Annotated in this window: 16 protein-coding genes and 1 pseudogene; 12 read left to right on the forward strand and 5 right to left on the reverse strand. The window is 41.6% G+C overall.

Annotated elements, in window-relative coordinates:
- Position 1: 1 nt before the first annotated feature.
- Complete coding sequence (locus tag MHM98_RS07765) at positions 2 to 1,246, reverse strand: exonuclease SbcCD subunit D C-terminal domain-containing protein (protein ID WP_239438692.1); 1,245 nt, start codon at positions 1,244 to 1,246, stop codon at positions 2 to 4.
- Between the two features lie 220 nt (positions 1,247 to 1,466).
- On the opposite strand from MHM98_RS07765, the gene MHM98_RS07770 reads away from it, so the two are divergent.
- Both MHM98_RS07770 and rdgC read left to right on the forward strand, forming a co-directional pair.
- Complete coding sequence (locus tag MHM98_RS07770) at positions 1,467 to 3,149, forward strand: ATP-binding protein (RefSeq protein WP_239438693.1); 1,683 nt, start codon at positions 1,467 to 1,469, stop codon at positions 3,147 to 3,149.
- 73 nt (positions 3,150 to 3,222) lie between these two features.
- A complete protein-coding gene (gene rdgC / locus MHM98_RS07775; RefSeq protein ID WP_239438694.1) occupies positions 3,223 to 4,140 on the forward strand; it encodes a recombination-associated protein RdgC in 918 nt (305 codons plus the stop codon).
- 399 nt (positions 4,141 to 4,539) lie between these two features.
- Here rdgC and MHM98_RS07780 read toward each other — a convergent pair whose 3' ends face one another.
- Positions 4,540 to 6,321 carry a PDZ domain-containing protein gene (locus tag MHM98_RS07780; RefSeq protein WP_239438695.1) on the reverse strand — a complete coding sequence of 594 codons (1,782 nt, stop codon included), beginning with the start codon at positions 6,319 to 6,321 and terminating at the stop codon, positions 4,540 to 4,542.
- A 205-nt stretch (positions 6,322 to 6,526) separates the two neighbouring features.
- Here MHM98_RS07780 and MHM98_RS07785 point away from each other — a divergent pair, with 205 nt between their 5' ends.
- The 9 genes and pseudogenes from MHM98_RS07785 (at position 6,527) to MHM98_RS07825 (ending at position 17,201) form a co-directional block, all read left to right on the forward strand.
- Positions 6,527 to 8,656, forward strand: a complete 2,130-nt coding sequence (locus MHM98_RS07785; RefSeq protein WP_239438696.1) for a tetratricopeptide repeat protein — start codon at positions 6,527 to 6,529, stop codon at positions 8,654 to 8,656.
- Between the two features lie 59 nt (positions 8,657 to 8,715).
- Positions 8,716 to 10,077: a GGDEF domain-containing protein gene (locus MHM98_RS07790; RefSeq protein ID WP_239438697.1), complete on the forward strand. Its 1,362-nt coding sequence runs from the start codon at positions 8,716 to 8,718 to the stop codon at positions 10,075 to 10,077.
- A 90-nt stretch (positions 10,078 to 10,167) separates the two neighbouring features.
- On the forward strand, positions 10,168 to 11,529 hold the full coding sequence (ppnN, locus tag MHM98_RS07795; protein WP_239438698.1) for a nucleotide 5'-monophosphate nucleosidase PpnN: 1,362 nt from the start codon (positions 10,168 to 10,170) through the stop codon (positions 11,527 to 11,529).
- Complete coding sequence (xni, locus tag MHM98_RS07800) at positions 11,495 to 12,322, forward strand: flap endonuclease Xni (protein ID WP_239438699.1); 828 nt, start codon at positions 11,495 to 11,497, stop codon at positions 12,320 to 12,322. The genes ppnN and xni overlap by 35 nt, the downstream gene beginning before the upstream one ends.
- Before the next feature lie 8 nt (positions 12,323 to 12,330).
- Entirely contained in the window at positions 12,331 to 14,100 is a 1,770-nt protein-coding gene (locus MHM98_RS07805) for an HD domain-containing phosphohydrolase (RefSeq protein WP_239438700.1), read from the forward strand.
- Between the two features lie 161 nt (positions 14,101 to 14,261).
- Positions 14,262 to 15,269, forward strand: coding sequence for an isocitrate dehydrogenase (locus MHM98_RS07810; RefSeq protein WP_239438701.1), 1,008 nt, complete (start codon positions 14,262 to 14,264; stop codon positions 15,267 to 15,269).
- Between the two features lie 368 nt (positions 15,270 to 15,637).
- A complete protein-coding gene (locus MHM98_RS07815; RefSeq protein ID WP_239438702.1) occupies positions 15,638 to 16,441 on the forward strand; it encodes a hypothetical protein in 804 nt (267 codons plus the stop codon).
- A gap of 114 nt (positions 16,442 to 16,555) precedes the next feature.
- Positions 16,556 to 16,901: pseudogene (locus MHM98_RS07820) on the forward strand (helix-turn-helix domain-containing protein); the annotation flags it as partial.
- Positions 16,902 to 16,988: 87 nt separating this feature from the next.
- On the forward strand, positions 16,989 to 17,201 hold the full coding sequence (locus tag MHM98_RS07825) for a hypothetical protein (RefSeq protein ID WP_239438703.1): 213 nt from the start codon (positions 16,989 to 16,991) through the stop codon (positions 17,199 to 17,201).
- Between the two features lie 33 nt (positions 17,202 to 17,234).
- Here the strand turns inward: MHM98_RS07825 and rlmM are convergent, their stop codons facing one another.
- Genes rlmM through MHM98_RS07840 form a run of 3 tightly spaced genes read right to left on the reverse strand, consistent with a single transcriptional unit; the run spans position 17,235 to position 19,628 of the window.
- On the reverse strand, positions 17,235 to 18,311 hold the full coding sequence (gene rlmM, locus MHM98_RS07830; RefSeq protein ID WP_239438704.1) for a 23S rRNA (cytidine(2498)-2'-O)-methyltransferase RlmM: 1,077 nt from the start codon (positions 18,309 to 18,311) through the stop codon (positions 17,235 to 17,237).
- A complete protein-coding gene (locus tag MHM98_RS07835) occupies positions 18,304 to 18,711 on the reverse strand; it encodes a DUF423 domain-containing protein (RefSeq protein ID WP_239438705.1) in 408 nt (135 codons plus the stop codon). Before MHM98_RS07835 ends, rlmM begins: the two co-directional genes overlap by 8 nt.
- On the reverse strand, positions 18,711 to 19,628 hold the full coding sequence (locus tag MHM98_RS07840; RefSeq protein ID WP_239438706.1) for a transcriptional regulator GcvA: 918 nt from the start codon (positions 19,626 to 19,628) through the stop codon (positions 18,711 to 18,713). The genes MHM98_RS07835 and MHM98_RS07840 overlap by 1 nt, the downstream gene beginning before the upstream one ends.
- A gap of 142 nt (positions 19,629 to 19,770) precedes the next feature.
- Between MHM98_RS07840 and MHM98_RS07845 the strand changes: the two genes are divergently transcribed.
- Positions 19,771 to 20,046: a hypothetical protein gene (locus tag MHM98_RS07845; protein ID WP_239438707.1), complete on the forward strand. Its 276-nt coding sequence runs from the start codon at positions 19,771 to 19,773 to the stop codon at positions 20,044 to 20,046.
- Positions 20,047 to 20,198 lie beyond the last annotated feature (152 nt).

Consider the following 20,198-nt stretch of genomic DNA (forward strand, 5'->3'; position numbering starts at 1 on the left):
ATTAGTCGGCTGTAGATTCAGATAAATGGGCTTCGGTTAGGAGACTGGCAAAGGCGTCAACATAAACTTGCGATGGTTCTTCGCCGTATTGCTGTTGATATTTCAGTGCAAAGACTTGCTCTGGTTGCAATTGATCAAGTTTCTTACCATCAAAAGCTATTTGCTCTTTAGCTTGTTCCCTGTATTGCGTAGTAATCTTAACTAAACGAACGGATTTGTCCGCCAGCGCTTGATTAATCTGCTCGCGCAACATGGCTTGCGGCTCATCAAGCAAGATTTTTACTTCAAGCAATGGCTGTAAATGATTTTCCATCGGCTCTTGTGGCAGCATCGTCAACTGCGCCAGCACATCGGCCAGCGGTTGCGCCGTTTTAGGAATACATAACATATCAACAACGCGAGGAATCAAAATACTACTAACGTCACTGACTCTATTGCCTTGAAATTCCACAAACTTGATCTGATGTTTGTAATCGCGCTCAGAAAGAGACAACGGGATCGGCGAGCCACAATAATACACCTGCTGTCCGCCAAGTTGCTGCGGCTTATGTAAATGCCCTAGCGCGGTGTAATCATAATTGCGCGAGAATATCTCGATTGGTAAAGCGTGCTGATTACCCCCCAATATCCGTCGTTCTGACATTTCGCTAATAGTACTAGACACAAGATAAGCATGAGCAACCGCCACGCTCGCTTGCTGCGGCGTATTTAGCTCGTGGATTTTGTCAGCAATTTGTTGATAAACCCGCTCAACACCGGCAATGAGTTTATCATCACATTCATCTATCGATGCTAAATCTAAATCACCGGGACGTAAGAAAGGCACCGCAGCCACTCGCGCGGCAATCTCACCATCGCTATTAGTTAACGGAATAATCAGCTTATCAAAGTCTAAAGAATTATCAGCCAATCGCGGTAAGCCGCCGACTAAATGAATATCAAATGCCTTTAATAAATGATCTGGCGCATCGAGTTTACTTGGGGAATCGTGATTTCCAGCCACCAGCACTAAATCGAGTTTAGGTAACTGTTGTTTCACCTTAGCCAAAAATTGATAAAGCAAACGCCACGCCCAAGCAGGTGGATTTGCTGTATCAAATAAATCACCAGCGACAATTAAAGCGTCAGCCTTAGTCTCGATTAGCTGAGAGAACAAAAAGTCGAGAAACTGCTGTTGTTCGTACTCTCTTGAAAGCCCAAATAAATGATGCCCCAGATGCCAATCTGAGGTATGGATAATGCGCATAAAATTCTCTTTTGCGGGTGCGATTAATTGCTATCTTAATGACTATCTACTACTTTTTAAAACAATCATTGTTTTTTCTTAGCTTAATCCATAAAGACCTTTGTACAACGTCTTAATTTTCCGATATCTTCAAGAGTGGCTAAGCAAAATATCTGTTCTAATAATAACTACTACGATACCTAAAATAGGGTAGCAAATAGTAGACAATAAAGGTGTGTTGATGGCGGTAGTCAGTATATCCAAACAGCTCCTCAATAAAGTCTTGTTAGCTTATGTCTTGCTGACAATGACAGTGATGGGCGTGCAAGTACTGTTTAGTTACATGTCGGTTAAAAATGATATCAACGCCGAATTAAAGCAGCTAAAGCACACAATTGACGATAGTTTAAGCCAAGCAATTTGGGAGTTAAATGATCCACAAATCGATGCCATTGGCAAAGGCTTGTCTGACATGAAACTTGTGCAGGCCGTTTTAGTCATCGATGAATATGGCGTTACTCGCTATCGCAGCGGTTTAAATAGTGATGACGATATTATTCAAAATACTTTTGAAATAGGCAAAATCGTTGAATTCCAAGATTATTTTGGATTTCATGGCGATTTAACATACGGTATCAATGATATAAATACCAACAACAAAGGTCATGATGTAGGCACCATTACCATTCTGTCTAATTATTCCAATATTTACTCAGCAGTCATCGTTCAAACCATGTTTCCAATGATCGGTGCATTATTTAGTATTTTCCTGATCAGTTACGTTATCAAACGTTTATTCCACAATTTACTAACCACCCCTTTAGAAATGCTCAGCTATGGTATTAGTCGCATTAACTTAACCAATCTCAATCAATCAAAATTAGATCCACCCAGTGGTCAAAACGACGAGTTAAGCGTGCTAACCGATTCGTTTAACTTGCTACTCGACAAGCTCAACGAATACAAAGACAATTTAGAGCAAGCGCAAAGTGAGCTGGTGGACGCCAATCGACGCCTCGATAAACAGAACTTATTTTTAGAGCAAGAGGTCACCAAAAAGACCTCCACCTTGAGTCAAGCAAACCAAGAGCTCGCCAATCAAAAAGCAGAGCTAGAAGAGAGCGAAAAAGAATTACGCCATTCTCTCGCGCAACTAACCCAAACTCAAAATCAGCTGGTACAGTCTGAAAAAATGGCATCGTTGGGAAGCTTAGTTGCTGGTATTTCTCATGAAATTAACACGCCAGTTGGCATCGGTGTTACCGCTGTAACTTATTTGTCTGAATGCGTTTCAACGCTCTCTCAAGAGATTGATAATAAAACGCTAACCCAAACCAAGATGAAAACCTTTATTAGCGATGCTAATCACAGCTGCCATTTATTAACGTCTAACCTCAATAAAGCCTCACAGCTGATTCAGAGCTTCAAAGACATCGCCGTCGATCAAACCAGTGAGGCCATTCGCGATGTCAACTTAGTTTCTTACCTCAATGAAGTGATTACTTCACTGCAACCTAAGCTCAAGCGCACTCAGCACAAAATTGAAGTATTTGGCGATGAAGACATCGTATTGCACTGTCGCGCTGGTGCACTGTCGCAAATGTTTACCAACCTCATTTTAAACTCAATAGTCCATGCCTTTGATGGCATTGATAAAGGCGTGATGACATTTGAATTCAAGGTTGATAGCGATACGGTTTACATCAATTACAAAGACAACGGCAATGGTATCAGCGAAGATAATCTCGCCATGTTATTTGAGCCTTTCTTCACCACCAAACGAGGCCAAGGCGGCAGCGGATTAGGCACCCATATTTTGTATAACATTGTCACTCAATCATTTAATGGTGAAATTAGCGCCCGCAGTGCTGCCGGCGAAGGATTAGAATACGCCATTAGCTTTCCCATCAAACAACAAAATTAAAAAAGTTTCATTGCCCCGCAGCGATGTTTTACATAAACTCGCTGCCATTATCTCCTAAAGTAAGTGACCTATTATGTGGTTTAAAAACCTGATTGTTTATCGCCTTTCTAACCCAATCGATTTGACTGAAGACGAGCTAGAAACTCGTTTAGAAGAGTTTGCCTACCGCCCTTGTACTAGCCAAGAAAAAAGTAAGTACGGTTGGTCTAAGCCAATGGGCAAACACGGCGAGTCACTACTGCATGTGACCAATGGCAACATTTTGTTATGTGCTAAAAAAGAAGACAAAATGCTACCAGCTTCTGTGGTTAAAGAAGCTTTAGATGAAAAAGTAGAACAAATTGAGTCGGAAACAGGCCGCCCGGTTAAGAAGAAAGAAAAAGATGCGTTAAAAGAAGAAATTGAGCATCGACTATTACCACGAGCGTTCTCTCGCATGGGCACGACATTCGCCTACATTGCACCGAAGATGGGACTGATTGTGGTTGATGCATCAAGCCACAACAAAGCCGAAGATTTATTAGCACTGCTGCGTAAATCTATTGGCTCGCTTGCTGTATTACCAGTACAAAGTAAAGCGGCCGTTGAGCAAACGATGACAGATTGGCTACAAAATGAAACTTCTACTCATCCGTTTGAGCTGTTAGAAGAAGCTGAGCTAAAAAGCCCATTAGAAGGCGGCCCAATTATTCGTTGTAAGAATCAAGACTTGATTTGCAACGAGTTAAAAGCACACATCGAAAACGGTATGTTTGTGGTTAAAGCGGCCATGCAATACGCAGAATCTCTAACCTTTGTCCTCAACGAAGATCTAACCATAAAACGCGTTAAATTTACCGATGTGGTAATGGAGCAAAAAGAAGACCAAGACAAAGACGATAGAGCTGCTTGTTTTGACGCCGACTTTGCGATTATGACGGGAGAGTTTGAGCAATTTATTCCTGCACTACTCGATCTATTAGGTGGTGAAGAGCAAACTGTTAGCGAATAGTTTTCTTCTCGCCGCTTTTACCTTCGATGGCACAGCGGTAGTCAGAATATATCGGCTCCTTGCCATTGCCTACATGGATGTAGGTACTTGGACTTTGCAGGAGCATAAAGTCTGTGCCTACATGGATGTAGGTACTTAGAAAATGTCCGGAACAATTTTCTGCCCTGGCATCGCCCGATTGCTTACATGGATGTAAGTACATAGATTTTCAGGAGTCCAAAATCTTGACCGTTCATCCTCGGCTCTGGCTCCTGCTTCGCCCTACCTCCTAAGTCCATTTAGTCGTGAACATATCGGCTCCTTGCCATCCATGGCATCGCCCGATACCGTTCATCCTGAACATAAAAAAACGCGGTTGAATTGGTTCAACCGCGTTTTTCATATCAATTAATATAAATACTACTTCTTCTTCGGTACTTCTAACTCAACACCACGCCAAGCTTTGTAAAACGCTTTTTGTTTGTTAGTCGGATTTTTCACAACGCGGATCATTGGCTTCTTATCTTTCTTCGCTGTTAGGGTCAGAGTTTTCTCAACCAAACGATCACGTCTAAATAGTGACAATGTTACTTCTTCGCCAACTTTGTATTGAGCTAGGCGAGTTTTAAGGCTGCCTTGAGTCACTTTCAAACCATTAATTGCAACGATTTGATCGCCAGTATTTAAACCCGCTTTCCACGCCGCAGAATCAGCGTAAACACGTGACAGTGTTAACAAACCGTCTTTGTTGTAGCTAGAGAAACCAGTAGTTGAAATCTCTTTCGCAGTCTTTGGATAAACAAACTCAAGACCAGCTTTGGCTAACAATTTATCAAAATCAATCGTTAGTGGAGAATCGATATTCTGCTGCCACCACTTCTCATAACTCTTGCCTGTTAAGTCAAAAGCGATTTTCTTCATATCTTGAGAATTAAACGGTTTTGGCAAACGATGACGCTTAAATAACTCACCGTGTAACTCGCTATAACCCGCTTTTAGACCCGAGTCAGATAACAGTTGAAAATCCATCGCAAGCGAAGCCATGTAACCTTCTGAATAGATATTTACACTGTTGTTTGTCGCAAAATCACCTGGTAATGCAATCCAGCTTTCGTGACTAGATGCCGCAACAGACTGAACTTTACGGCCAGGCTTTTTGATATGACCATCAATTCGACGCGCCAGAATATCGAAGAACTCTTTTTGCTTCATCAGCTTCGATTGCTGCAGCAAATGCTCTTGGAAGTAGCTGGTTGAACCTTCTGACACCCACAGTAGATCAGTGTAGTTTTCACGCTGATAATCATATTCAGCCACGCCTTTCGGACGATAAGCTTTTACATTCCACGTATGTACGAACTCATGTGCAGCTGTATTTAAGAAACTCAAATATTGCTTACGCGGCGCAAAGGTAAAGCGTTTACGCTGAATAACTGTTGAATTTAAGTGCTCAGTTGCACCGCGCGCGTCGGTTGTCGCATGAACCATAAAGACGTAGTTATCAAATGGGTAGCCCTGCCAAATATTCTGACTCGATTTAACCATTTGTTGTAAATCTTTAGCCATTTTAGGTGCGTCGTAGTTACCTTCGCCCCAAATCACTAACTGATAATCTTTGCCGTCTTCTTTAAAATCGAACACTTGGCTAATACCAGTTTCAATTGGCGAGTCCACTAACACATCGTAGTTATCTGCCACGAACTGATGTGCACCAGTGCGTTCCATTCCAGCATAACTCTTCCACGTTTCTGGCACGTCTAAAGTTACACGAATGTCTTCTTTACGACGCTTAGGATCATACATAAATACGCCTGTCGCATCTAAATAAGCATGGCTGTCATCGATGTGACGAGTACGTGTACCTAGATCGTTTGCATATACCGTATAGCTAATCGTAATTTCGCTTTTAGACGGGTTCTCAATCACCCAAGTCGCTTTGTCAGTATGATCAAAAGCAAGCTCATTGCCTTTACTATCAGTGGCTTTAAAGTGACGAACACCGTTAGCAAGGTCCAAAATCTTGTATTTACCTGTACGCCAAGCTGGCATCATGACACTTGGCATTTCACTGCCAGCTGGTAGCGTCATCGTTACTTTACCAACGTGATGGTCAGGTTTAGTTAAATCAATCTTGTAGTCAACTGTCGCATTAGCGCCAAAACACGCTAGCATTAAACTACTTAAAGCTAGTTTTTTAATCATTTTATTATCTTTGTTGTGATGGGAATAAGGCGACGAAGAGTATAAACTATCCGTCGATTACTTTTAATCCCTGTAAAAGTAACAAGGTGTTATTTTCTTTCGGGGTCTTGTCATTATCGACTTCACATTAGAGTGATTTATTTAAATGAATTTGAAAGCTTTATTTTATATTTGCAAAACTCTACTAATCAGTATTTTCTTTCTATTGTCCTCTACGGCGACGGCAGCTGACGATGCAGTGACGACTCGCCTATTGTTCGCAGAAGACGAAGCTGTCGTTCAAAAATATCGAGCCCTTTCCAAAGAAGAACAAAAGCAGTGGGCTACGGAGCTCCAACAAAGCCTCTCCGATACAACCCTGCCGCAGCTATTAGTTATTTCAGCCCATTATTACGAAACGGGTCAGTATAAATTAGCCAAAAAATCCATTGACCAATTGCTTGAACAAACCGTTGATTCGACACCGCTAGTGATTACGGCCAATGCATGGTTTTTAAATAGCATGAATACCGCTATTGGCCTCGATCAGTTTGATGGTTCGGTAGCAGTATTTGAAAAAACAGTTGCTACTTTAAATCGCGTCAGCGATATTGAAGAACAACAACAGTTGTTAGAGCTAGCTATCGTCGCCAAATACCGCTTGGGCTCGCTATTACTATTTCTCAAGAAAACAGAACGCGCTAAATCCTATATTCAAGAAGCTATCGCATTAGCTCACAAAGCCCCAGATAGACGCTATCTAATTACGCCAATTCTCGAGTTAGCAAAATATTACATCGCAACAGGCGAGCAACAACAAGCAGAGCAGCAACTGATTGAGTCTTATGATATAGCGCTAGCAACTAAAAGCGCTCGCAGAGCGGATATTTTACATCAGCTGTCTCGTTATTATCGCAAGAATAAACGCTATGATTTAGCCATTGAATACGCCACTCGCTCTCTAAAATATCGCGAAGAGTACTTAGATAGATTCACCTACTTGCCGGAAGCTTATAACAACCTAGCTATAGCCTATGAAGAGTCTGGCGATCTGAACTCTGCCTTGGTGCACTATTTAAATTCGATAAAAATTTTAGAAGGTAAAACCGGTTATCATTATTTAGCCCTCGCCACCCACAACACTGGGCTCATTTATCAAAAGCAGAAAAAATTTAAGCTTGCACTCGACTATTTACTCGACGCGAATAAACATTTTCTAGCGATGGGACACAATTACTTTTTAATGTCTAACCATCTAAGCCTCGCAGAGGTTTACTTCTCTCAAGACGACTTTTCAAATACGATAAAATATGGTGAATTAGCACTAGCTGCTGCCACTAAACACAATCAACGCGCTGTTGAATTTGATGCGTTGCGTTATTTAAGTAAGTCTTATTTAGAAACTAAAGCATTCGAAAAATCTGCGGCATACTATCAACGCTACTCGGTTTACCAAAATGACGACAAAGAAAAGCTAGAAGAGAAACTGGCACAAAAAAATTCATCCGCCGTCACCGATAATGCCGCGCTAAAAGCCAACCTATATGAAGTAAAAAGTGAACTGAATGCAGAAAAGCTCATCACAGCTCAACAAGCACGCAGTATCTCTAATAGAACTCAATTACTTTATTTAATGGTGGCAATTGCAATTACCTGCTTTGCGATTTATCTGCGTACCAAACGACTATCCAAACGATGGAAAGCCCAAAATAATTTAGATAAAGCAACCCAAGTTACCTATTTGCACAATGAACAAATATTGCTATCCACCATTAACAAGGAGTTTATTGGTCACAGTAATATTTTCGCACTAAAACTACCTTTGCTAACTCAGTTACCTGATGTGATGGATATTGAACAGGCACAAGCGTTTAAAATTCACCTAATGGAACAACTAAGTAGCTTTATTGAGCGACCACTTTACAAGATCAGTGAAGATACTTTCGTCTTTGCAAAAACGCCTCCTGCAGAGCAATCTGTTGGCCAACGATTTGATGTACTAATTAGTTACTACTTAACACTAATCCCACAAGAACTTAATGACCTAGCTTCTCAGCATTGTATTATGCTCGGCGGGATCAGCAGAAAACCAACAGATAAAGCAGTAAATCTGATCCAAGCCAAAAACATGATCAACCTTTCGCTAACAGCATTAAGCGCGGTTAAGCAGCATCAAACATGGGAAGCTAAAAATAACTGGCTCATGCTCACCGAGAAAGAAAATAGCAGCACCACTATGTTTACTTGTCCGTCGCGCAAAGAGTGGTTACAACTAATCAATAATCATATGTTGACGGTAGAGAGTGGATTAGATCAAGATATAGATTGGCTAAACGTGCCACACTATGACCAATAATAATGACTTTTTGTAAAACACCTATGCTTGAACAGCTGCTGACTCAATTACAGTATTTAATGAAACAATCTCCTCAGTTTGATGAGGAGATGTTAAAGCTCATATTTAAAGAAAATAGTCTTGGTGATATCACTGTTGATAGCGCCGCATTAAAAGCACAATTATTGCAGTATATTGAGGCTAAACAGACGGAACAGTCGCAACAGAAACACACTGTAGAAGAAGTATCACAAGCATTGCCATCAGCTCCCAAATTAGCTGTTGAAGACGGCAACTCTTTACAGCTTATTATTGGCAACCTTGAGAGTTTCGCCGACTTTTATGCGCAAACATCAACCCAACTCGCCAGCGAATTAGGTGAAGAAAAAGCGCAACAACTAGAATTAATCACGACCCATAAAGAGAACCTGACCCATCTTTATGAAACCATTGATATTAACTACCAGCTGCATTCTGCCTTAAATGAACTCGCGGCGGCATTAACCTCAATTGAAACCACCGAGCAGTTGCTAGGCAATGTCGAAGAAGTCATTGCCCTACTTCTAAAGAGCATGCTCAGTGAAAAAGAGCAATCGAAGTTTTTTGTCAAAGATATCCAACAGGAAATTGACGACTTAAAAGCCATCAATCAACAAACTGATGATATCAACCGCTCAGGTCAAAAACAGCATCAACAGTGGGATAAAACCGCTAGTCGTAATCTCAATAACCTCAATCAGTTATCTGGTAGATTAGCGCTAAACGAATCAGATGCTAAGGCAATGAATAATGAAGTGGCCTTGCTAAAAGAATCATTAGCCGAGAAAACTGTAATTGATGAGAAACTATTTGCACTGCAACAAAAGCAAATCGAAAAGCTAACTAAAAAACTAGAGCAGACCGAACAAGAAGCCTCGACTTATCATTCGCAACTCGTTGAACAGCGTCTCATTAACATGCAAGATTCGCTAACTAAACTGCCAAATCGCAAAGCGCTTGAACAGAAGTTTGAGGCGAATTTCACCGCCGCCAAACAATCTAATCAATCGCTGTGGGTAGCTGTAGCTGACATTGACCATTTTAAATCCATTAACGATAACTACGGCCACAGCGCCGGAGATAAAACGCTGCAAGTTATCGCTAGCGCGCTAAGTAATTCCATCCGCGATAGTGAATTCATTGCGCGTTATGGCGGTGAAGAATTCGTGCTGCTCATTCCTGATTTACCGCAAAATGCCATCACCAATGTCTTAAACCGCGTGCGCGAGCGAATTAAATCGATCCCGTTTAAGTTTAAAGACAAAAAAGTGCAAATCACGGTGTCGATTGGTGCAACCAAAATCAAAGCCACAGACAGCAATCGTCAAGTGAGCTTCGATCGCGCCGATAAAGCCCTTTATCAAGCCAAGCGCCAAGGGCGTGATCGGGTCATTATTTACTAATCACCATCAATGATGCTAAGTTAAAGGTAAGCCAATCAAACGCTTACCTTTTCTTTTTTGTGATTGGCAATCGAGTCACAAGGAGTGTCTATGATCGTAAAAATTAGCCCACGCGGTAGTTTAGAACAACTTTCTCAAATAGAAGCGTCACGTTTACAAAAAAACGTTAACTCCACTCACTATCAACTTTTCAGACGCTGCGCCCTCGCCGTACTTTGCTCAGGTATTGAAACCGATGATGCCGATGCCTTAATGGAAAAACACAAAGATTTTGATATCGAAGTCGTAGTGCGGGAACGCGGCGCCCAGTTAGCACTCATCAATCCACCACAAGAAGCCTTTGTCGATGGTAATATTATCGTAGGTATTCAAGAGCATCTCTTTTCAACGTTGCGCGATATCGTGTATTTAAGCGATCACTACCTCGATCAAGTCGCTAGCACCGATGATGAAGGCCACTTTATTACTAATCGCGTGTTTCGCGGGTTGCGCAACGCCAAACTCATTACCGATCCTATCGATCCCAATATTGTCGTTTGTTGGGGCGGCCACTCTATTAATGCAGTGGAATATCAATACACCCGAGATGTCGGTTATGAACTGGGACTGCGCGAACTCAACATCTGTACGGGTTGTGGCCCCGGTGCGATGGAAGGCCCAATGAAAGGTGCAACCATTGGTCACGCCAAGCAGCGGGTTGAAAACAGACGTTACATCGGATTAACTGAACCCTCTATTATCGCTGCCGAGCCGCCGAATCAAATCGTTAACGAGCTGGTGATTTTGCCTGATATCGAGAAACGCCTAGAAGCCTTTGTACGTGTTGGTCATGGCATTGTCATTTTCCCTGGCGGCGCAGGCACTGCAGAAGAATTACTGTATTTATTAGGTATCTTGCTCGATGAAAAAAATCGCGATTACCCATTTCCATTAGTGCTAACGGGGCCAAAGGAAAGCAAGGCGTATTTCGAACAAATTGACCGCTTTATTGGCGCCACATTAGGCGAGCAAGCGCAGCGCTTATACACCATAGTGGTGGACGATCCTCAGCAAGTTGGTCGATTACTCAAACAAGGCATGGCGGATGTTCGCGCCTATCGCAAAAAGCGCGAAGACTCTTATCGCTTTAATTGGAGTTTGCATATTCCAGTGGAATTTCAACAACCTTTTGAGCCAACTCACGACAACATGAGTCAGCTCGATTTACATCCAACTGATGACATACAACAACTCGCTGCTAACCTGCGTTGTGCATTTTCTGGTATTGTTGCGGGCAATGTTAAACAAGAAAGTATCCTTGCGATTAAAAAACACGGTCTTTATCAACTCTCTGGCGACATTGCCTTAATGGAAAAGATGGATGTACTGCTACAAAGTTTTGTCGACCAATGTCGCATGAAGCTGCCTGGCAGTGCTTATGAGCCGTGTTATCGCATCATTAAAGATGACTAAACGATCTGACATCCACGTTGTAATCATCGATGCACTGAATCTGATTCGGCGCATCGATGGCGCGCTGCGTGGCTATTCGAAAACCGCCCAACTCGATGGCCAGCAACTTATCGACTTAACGGTGCAAGCACTTAACAAGTTAATTAAAGGTCATCGCCCATCTCATATCATGGCAGTATTCGACGGAGATGGTGATAACTGGCGTAAAGCTTTTTATCCCGAGTACAAAGCCGATCGCAAGCCAATGGCGGATGACTTAAAAGCGCTCTTACCAACACTAAGAGAGCGTTGGCAAGCCTTGGGTGTCGCCTCTATTGTTCCTGCTCACGATGAAGCCGATGATATTATTGCCACCATTGCTCACAAGGTTAGCCAGCACAAAAACCAATGCACTGTCATTTCTACCGATAGCGGATTTTGGCAATTGATTCCGCAGGGAATAAATATTTGGGACCACTTTGCGGGTCAATGGGTGCATCACGAGCAGGTTTATCGCAAGTTTAATGTCAGACCACAACAACTATTAGATTACTGGGCCATTGTCGGTCAAAGCGGTAATAAAATCCCTGGTGTAAGCGGCTTAGGTCCTAAAGCCGCATTAACGATTTTGTCTGAGTTTGGCGATCTAAAAACCGCCTTTTCACACAGCGATCCCGACAATAAAACACTCACCAAACTCTTGGCAGCTAAAGAGCAAGCTCAAATTAGCTATCGACTTGTTTTGCTTAAACAAGATATTGCATTGGGGATTAACTTACGCGATTATGCCTACACAGTGCCAACGGGAAATTAACACTCATTATGAATGCGCCAAAAGAGCCAGTGTCATTAACAGCAAAATGTCATCAGCAACAAGCTCAGCTTAACGCAACGTTAGAGCAACTGACGCAAGAATTAACCCTAGGTGCAATCAAACGCCTTAAAGCACAAATATTGGTGTTGAGTGAATGGTTATTTAGTCTCAATGAAGACAATAGCGACCTCGTATTGGGCCAAGCGTTAACCTTCCCTAACGCTTATTTACCTCACACTAATCAGGCTTTTTGCCAAGGCATCATCGCCGCCAAGTTTGCTCATCGCCAACACTATCACGGTCAGCACGCTAAGCTACTTATTAGCAGCGCGTTAACCATGAACATCAGCCTATTGCTAAACGGCGTATCGCAAAAACTATTTGAACAACAAAAACTCACACCGCAACAACTTAAGCAATATCAACAGCACCCCATTAGCAGCGCGCAGTTTCTCAATAAATATCACGTCGTTGAAAAGAGTGCTTTAAGCGACATAGTCAGCCATCGCGAACATCTTGATGGCAGTGGTTTTCCCACCAAAGTGAGCCACCAGCAATTGACTGCCAATATGCGAATGTTGAGTCTGATTGCAAAGTTTACCGAGCTCACATCACCGCGTATCAATCGACAGGGCTATCGCATCAAGCAAGCATTGAGTTACCTGCTAAAATATCAAGCTCACTATGATATTGCTCTGCTTAATCAGCTAATTACCTTAGTCGATAAGCCACTGCCTGGATTAATTTACAAACTTAATAAAATCCAGCACGGCCTCGTAAGCCAAGTGAGCCATTACACCAACGAAGTCACTTGTTACCCATTTAGTATTGAGAACGGGGAATTACAGCTCGATTCAGAAACCACAACAAATGAAATCGATAAACAGAAACACTACACAGCACCACCAAGCGCCATCTCACTGCGCTTAATCAATCAATGCTTAAATGAGTTTATTGACGAGCCACTGGAAGATATTAGCGACCATACACAGCGTCTGAAGCCAAGCGATGACCTATCCTTACTGCTAACCGAGCTAAATGCTCATATTCCCGACAAAGAAACCATAAGCGATCTAATTGCACGCCAACCAGTTCTTGGCGATCAACTTGTCCAATACTTACAGCTGCAATATCCAAGCAGTCAGTTTAATAGCAGCTTTCACGCGTTGCAGATGGCAGGTTTTTCACAAGCAAAGCCACTATTATCTCGCCTAGCTCTTGAGTCGCAGCTCAGCCAATTTACCTTTGTTGGCAGTGCGATGCTACGGCAAAAAATCAACTTCACCATTGCCGCAAGCCAATTGATTGCACAGCACTGTCAGCAAGTATTGCCGCATCAATTAGCTATTTTTGTGCTGCTCAATTTAGCTCCGTTGTATTTAGAGCGACAAATCATCAATAGCCCGCGTGTAAAAAACACCGATATCAGCCAATGTCAGTTACATCACGCCTATAGTATTGCCGGCCACAATAACAACGCTAAACAAGCAAAAATCAGCATGGCGTTAGCTAAGATCTGGGCGCCGCAAGCTCATGTTATTAATGCCCTTTCGTCAATGAGTAAACCGGATAACGCATCAGCTTACGAGCGTGAGTTGATTGCCGCATTCGAAATAGCGCTATACATCACTCATCACGTCTTCCATCACCTATCACTCAAAGCATTAGTGGCTGACAACCACCTTAGTGCCAAGCTGCGTCAACTCAAAGTAAAAGCCAGCGCTTTACAAAATATCATCAATCAATCGCTGACTAGCCAACCGATGTGTGAGCTGTAACAGACTTATACTAATTGGTGACTAAATTTCGAAAATATTCGAACACTTATTTGCTATAATATGGCGATTTTTTTAACCGTTCGCTGCAAATAGCGCTTAATTGAAGCTATTTTCAACAATAAAAATATTGCAGCCATCGGCATCAACACATAGGCACAAAAATGACACAAACAACTATTACAGTAATTCCGGGCGACGGCATTGGCCCAAGCATTATCGACTCAGCACTACAAATCCTCGACAAAGTTGGCTGTAACTTCAACTACGAGTTTGCCAAAGCAGGTTTAACTGCGTTAGAAGAAACTGATGAGTTATTACCACAAGAAACTCTTGATTTGATTGCCAAAAACAAAGTAACCCTTAAAGGTCCTTTAACAACGCCAATCGGTGCTGGTTTTACTTCAATTAACGTAAGCCTACGTAAGCAATTCGGTTTATACGCGAACTTACGCCCAGTGCTTTCTTTCAAAGGTACTAAAGCTCGTTACGACAACATCGACATCATTACTATTCGCGAAAACACGCAAGGTATGTACTCAGGTGTTGGCCAAGTTGTTAGCGAAGATGGTACTTCTGCTGAAGCAATGAGTGTAATCACTCGTGAAGGCGCGGAAAAGATCGTTACTTTCGCTTACGAACTAGCGCGTAAAGAAGGTCGTAATAAGGTAACTGCGGTACACAAAGCCAATATCTTAAAATCAACGTCAGGTCTTTTCCTAGAGGTTGCTCGTGAAGTGGGTGAGCGTTACCCAGAAATCGAATCAAGCGAAATGATCGTCGATAACACTTGTATGCAACTAGTGATGAACCCAGAGCAGTTCGACGTAATCGTAACTACTAACCTGTTCGGCGATATTCTATCTGACTTATGTGCTGGTTTAGTTGGCGGTTTGGGTATGGCACCAGGTGCAAACATCGGTGAAAACGCGGCGATCTTCGAAGCTGTTCACGGCAGTGCACCAGACATCGCAGGTAAAAACCTAGCAAACCCAACATCAGTAATCTTGGCTTCTATCCAGATGCTTGAATACTTAGACATGGGTGACAAAGCTGAGAAAATCCGTGAAGCACTAAAAGATGTAATCGCTTCAGGTGACCGCACGACTCGCGATTTAGGCGGTGAGCACGGTACAACTGACTTCACTCAAGCGATGTTAGATCGTTTATAATGCCCAAAAGTATTTTATAATTTATATTGATATTTAGTCTGAAAATAAGTTGACGCTTTTGGAAGGCCAGAGACTGTATCACTGGCCTCATTAATGAATAACTCAAAACTTATTTTTTAGAATCTTTTACGCCCTTTAACCTACTAATTTAGCATCTATTTTTATTATATCTCCTGAAAGTTTAAATACATTCAGGACGAAACATTAAAAATGAGTCCCGTATATATCATAGCTCTTCAAACGGTCTTATATAATTATCCTAAGTACCTAAGAGTTAATAGTTCATCTCAGTACCAATATTCTATGCTATTTGACTTTATACAACCTTACAACTAGCTTAATAAATTGCATCAAATAAGGAGATTGTTATGGTCATTAGGTTATTCTTCGTTTTACTTACTCTGTGTATTTTTACTCCGCTATTTTCCGCAAGCTTGGATCGCTGTGAGCAAAGAGGCAGTTTTTGCACAAAGATTGAAAATAAACAAATAGGAGAAGTTGTATCCGGTATAAATGAAGATGGAGACTCATTTACCTTAACTATTAAATACAAATTTCGCTTCGAAAAAATAATAGAGAATGGGAGAATTGTTGCTAAAAATATCAAAAACTTTGATATAGAAGAAACTAAAATATCAATCAAACATAAACTTTGTGAAAACAAATACAGTTGTGGTTTACAAGAGTTTGAACAATATCTTACAAGAAGAGGTGTTGCAGATAGTATTATGTTTGAACGTGCATTTTCTCGTTCTCACGATAAAGTTGTTAAAAAAGTCATGACCGAACTAGATATAGATGCCAAGCCCAACCTTATTAATCTACTAATTAGTGGTTTGAAAGGTGTCCATAAGAATCTCAAACGCCCTTTATATATAGAGTTTGTAGCAAAAAACGGAGATGTAATGGGCTGGGTAAAAGTCACTAGCAAAAACGGAAAACTCTTTATTTCTGAACATCTTCTTTATGATTTAGATTATGAAGAAAACAAAGTTTTAATAACAGCTCCCGGCACTCTTGGAAAAAGTGACTTTATTCGAGATACAATATACACGAAGCACTTAGTCAAAAGTTGTGTTGACCAAGTTTTTACATGGAGTGATGGAAAAGGAATTGTTCACCAATCAGTTAAAACTGTCTGCCGTTATGAAACACAACTAAGATATCACTAGAGTGTAGTCTGAAGTAGTTTAGATAAGATCTGACATCTATTCTTGAAAAGTTGAGAGTTACCCGTTTGGATGAAGGTGCTGAATCTTTAATCAAAACAAAAAGAAGTAACTCTCATGCTTCATACTAACAATCCAATCATTAACACAAAGCAGGTTTGCTTTATCTAGCCGGAGAACCTGGTAACGTTACCTGAGTTTGCAAAGTTTTGGGCGTCTCAATAGACACATTTTATCGCTATCAAGAGCTGGCTTGGAAACGCTTATCGATAAATCCCGTCGAGATCCAAATCTTAAAAATCGTGTAGATGAAGAAGCTGAAAAGGCTGTCATAGATTATGACATCAAATTTCCTGTGCATGGCCAAGTTCGAACGAGTAATGAATTACGCAAGGAAGGTGTGTTTGTCTCAGCCAATGGTGTTCGTTCAATTTGGTTGCGTCACGACTTAGAAAGCTTCAAGGCTCCTTGGAGGATAAAGATTTCAAGATTTTTTTCAGGACATCGACTATAGTTATATGAAGCGTACATTTGAAAAGGAGTCGATGCTATGCTTCTCAAAGGAATTATCGGGGCGTTACTACTGTGTTTATCGCTCTATTGTATTAACTACAGTAACGCGACTTTATTTGGATGGTTAATCTTTATTGTCGCCACATTATGGCTAGTGTTAGCACTATCAGCGGCTAATTTGAGAGAGATGTACGACACCCTTTACGATATCGATATGTTAGACGGAAATAACTCAGATGGCGATGACTAGTACCAATTTGATATAACACCGCCATTTTAGTTGCTATTTTCTACGATTAAGTAGCTCAATTGAGACAGTCACTTCTTCGCGATCGTGATATAGGTGCTTACATTGCAAGTTGTAAATTAGTCCCGCTTTGCGTAATTTCGATTCGATTAACTCCAAACATTTATATACTTCAACAAAGCGCTTTTTCATCGGTAATTTCAAATTGAAAATTGTCGCGCGACACCAATCGTTAATCAGCCAATCAGACATTAAATCTGCCACCATAATTGGCTTTTCCACCATGTCACAAATCATCCAATCGACAGTTTTCTCAGGTCTAAATTTAAAACCATCTTCCGTAAAATGAGTTACTTGACCAGTATTCATGAGTGATTGCGCCATAGGCCCGTTATCCACTGCGCTAACAAATAAGCCGCGGCGAACTAGCTGATAGGTCCAGCCGCCAGGACAAGCCCCTAAATCAACGCCTGTCATCCCAGAATGCATGCGCTGTTCAATCGTGTCTTTCGGCAAGAATAATAAGATTGCTTCTTCAAGCTTGAGCGTTGAACGACTAGGTGCTTCACTTGGAAATTTAAGACGTGAAATGCCCATAAAATCGGCAGAGCTATTATCAGGATATGAATAGCCTAAATAACCATTACCAGAATCTAACATCATCAAGTGCAAAACAGGTTTCTTGTTATGCTCTTTCTTAGTTAAGCTGCCATGTTTACGCAATGCACCGCGCAATGGCACAGTAAACTTGCGGCAAAAGCCTAATAACTCTTTTGCTTCGTTGGTATCTGGTGTTTCTACTCGAATGTCACCACACAATGGCAGATCATCACAGCGCGCTAAAATTGCAGAAACGCGATCGTCACTTGGTAAATCGCTAAGCTTAGCGACAGTCACAATCATTTGGCGGGCAAATACCAATTTAGTAAATGGGATCTGACGAGCTAACTTGTCTGCAGAGGCGAGATCAGGCGTAATGTAATTGACATAGCCAGAATTATCTTTGACCACGCAATAGCCATAGACTTCTTGTTCACTTGCTAGCTGATCTATTTCTCCCGCACATTCTTTTTCGAATCCACGACGACAATACAGCAATAACCCATTATTCATTTATTCGCTCCGCAGCAGGTGATGTCTTGGTAAAAGCGATACCAATAAGCGACAACCAGCCCAACATAAAACACACACCGCCAATGGGTGTTAAAAAGCCTGCGATTTTAACGCCAGTGACACTAAATAGATACAAGGTATAGCTAAAAAGCACGATGCCGAGTGTGAAAAACCCCGCACTCATCACTAACCAACGACTTGGTCGCATCAAGCTAACAATAGCGATAGCCAACAACGCCAATACGTGAATGGCATGTTGCGTCGTCGCGCTTTCAAAAATCGTTAAAAACTGTGGATAATCAACAAAGCGTTTGGCATGGCTGGCATAGGCATTCAATCCCACAAAAGTGGCACCGTTAAGGGCAATAAAAACCCACAATAATCGATAAATTAGTTTCATTATAATCTCCCCGGTAAGCGGCTACTGTCTTGCTCTTGGGCGAACAAGTTAAGCATCCACTCACGAAACGCCTTAATTTTTCCAAGCTCACTTTGATTATCTTCACAAACGATGTAATACGCATCTTTACTTGGTAACACTTGATCAAAAGGACAAACTAAACGACCAGCCTCGATATCTGGTCGAGAAAACACACTGTAACCCAGCGCTACGCCCTGTCCGTAAATCGCCGCCTGTAACACCAGTGACGACAAGCTGAAAATTGGCCCTTGATTGACATTAACTTCAGTTGCGCCAGCATTACGGCACCATTGTTTCCAGTCTTTACGAGAATGGTCGTGTAATAAGGTATGATTATTGAGGTCTTCCGGTTTGTTAAGTGGATTATCACCTGTCAACAACGAAGGTGCACACACCGGAATTAAGTATTCATCCCGCAGTTTATCCGCTCGTACTCCTGACCAATTACCGCGACCGTAGTAAATCGCGATATCGACATCATCCTCTAAAAAGTCTTCATCGAGATCGATAGCTTTGATCCTTACATCAATCTCAGGATGCAATTCACTAAATTGCGCTAAGCGCGGTACCAACCATTGAATCGCGAAACTTGGTTGTGAGGCTACAGTTAACGAACCACTTGCCGTTTTTGACAATAGTTTTTCTGTGGCATCTGAAAGCGCAGTAAAGGTATCTTTAATGTCTAAGAAATATGACTGCCCTTCTTCAGTTAACAACAGTGCGCGATTTTTTCGTCTAAATAATTTTATGGAAAGATGTTCTTCCAATGCTTTTATTTGATGAGAAACAGCGGCCTGCGTCACAAAAAGCTCCTCGGCAGCCTTAGTAAAACTCAAGTGTCTAGCGGCAGTTTCAAAAGCTCGCAATGAATTTAATGGGGGTAATCTTCTGGACACCGCGCCCTCTCTAATTATTAGTTTTTCTAATCTGAAATATTATATTTTATCGTTTGTTGACGCAATATTAAGCGGCTATATTATCACCACTTAACACAAACACTGTTTTTAAATTAATCAAACTTTATAAAAGGAACCAACAATGAACGCCCTAACTAAATTCGCCCTTGTAATCGCTACTATCGCTTTGCCTTTGTCTGCAAACGCGACAGCTAACAGTGCGTTACAAGATTCTACAACAGTAGCTAAAAGCGACGTTGAGAAAATGGTGAAGCTAGAAATGAAGTTAAACGCGTCAGAGTTGGTTAACAGCATCAGAGTTAAAGCAGACGTTACTGTGCCTGATTACCGCCTGTATGCTGGTAGCAACTTCATCGCTACTAAAAATGGTCGACGCGTAGTAATCAATAAACCATAAGCTCAACAAGCCATAAGCGTAACCCATAAGAGATACGATTAGCTTAGCTGTAACGCTCTCTCTCCTTTACCGCTAAGTTAACAACATCGCTAATGGTATAAAAAAGGGCGCTATCAACTATTTGATAGCGCCCTTTTTAGTTAAACAGCTTT

Origin of the sequence: Psychrobium sp. MM17-31 (assembly GCF_022347785.1) — a bacterium.
In the GTDB taxonomy this organism is placed as follows: domain Bacteria; phylum Pseudomonadota; class Gammaproteobacteria; order Enterobacterales; family Psychrobiaceae; genus Psychrobium.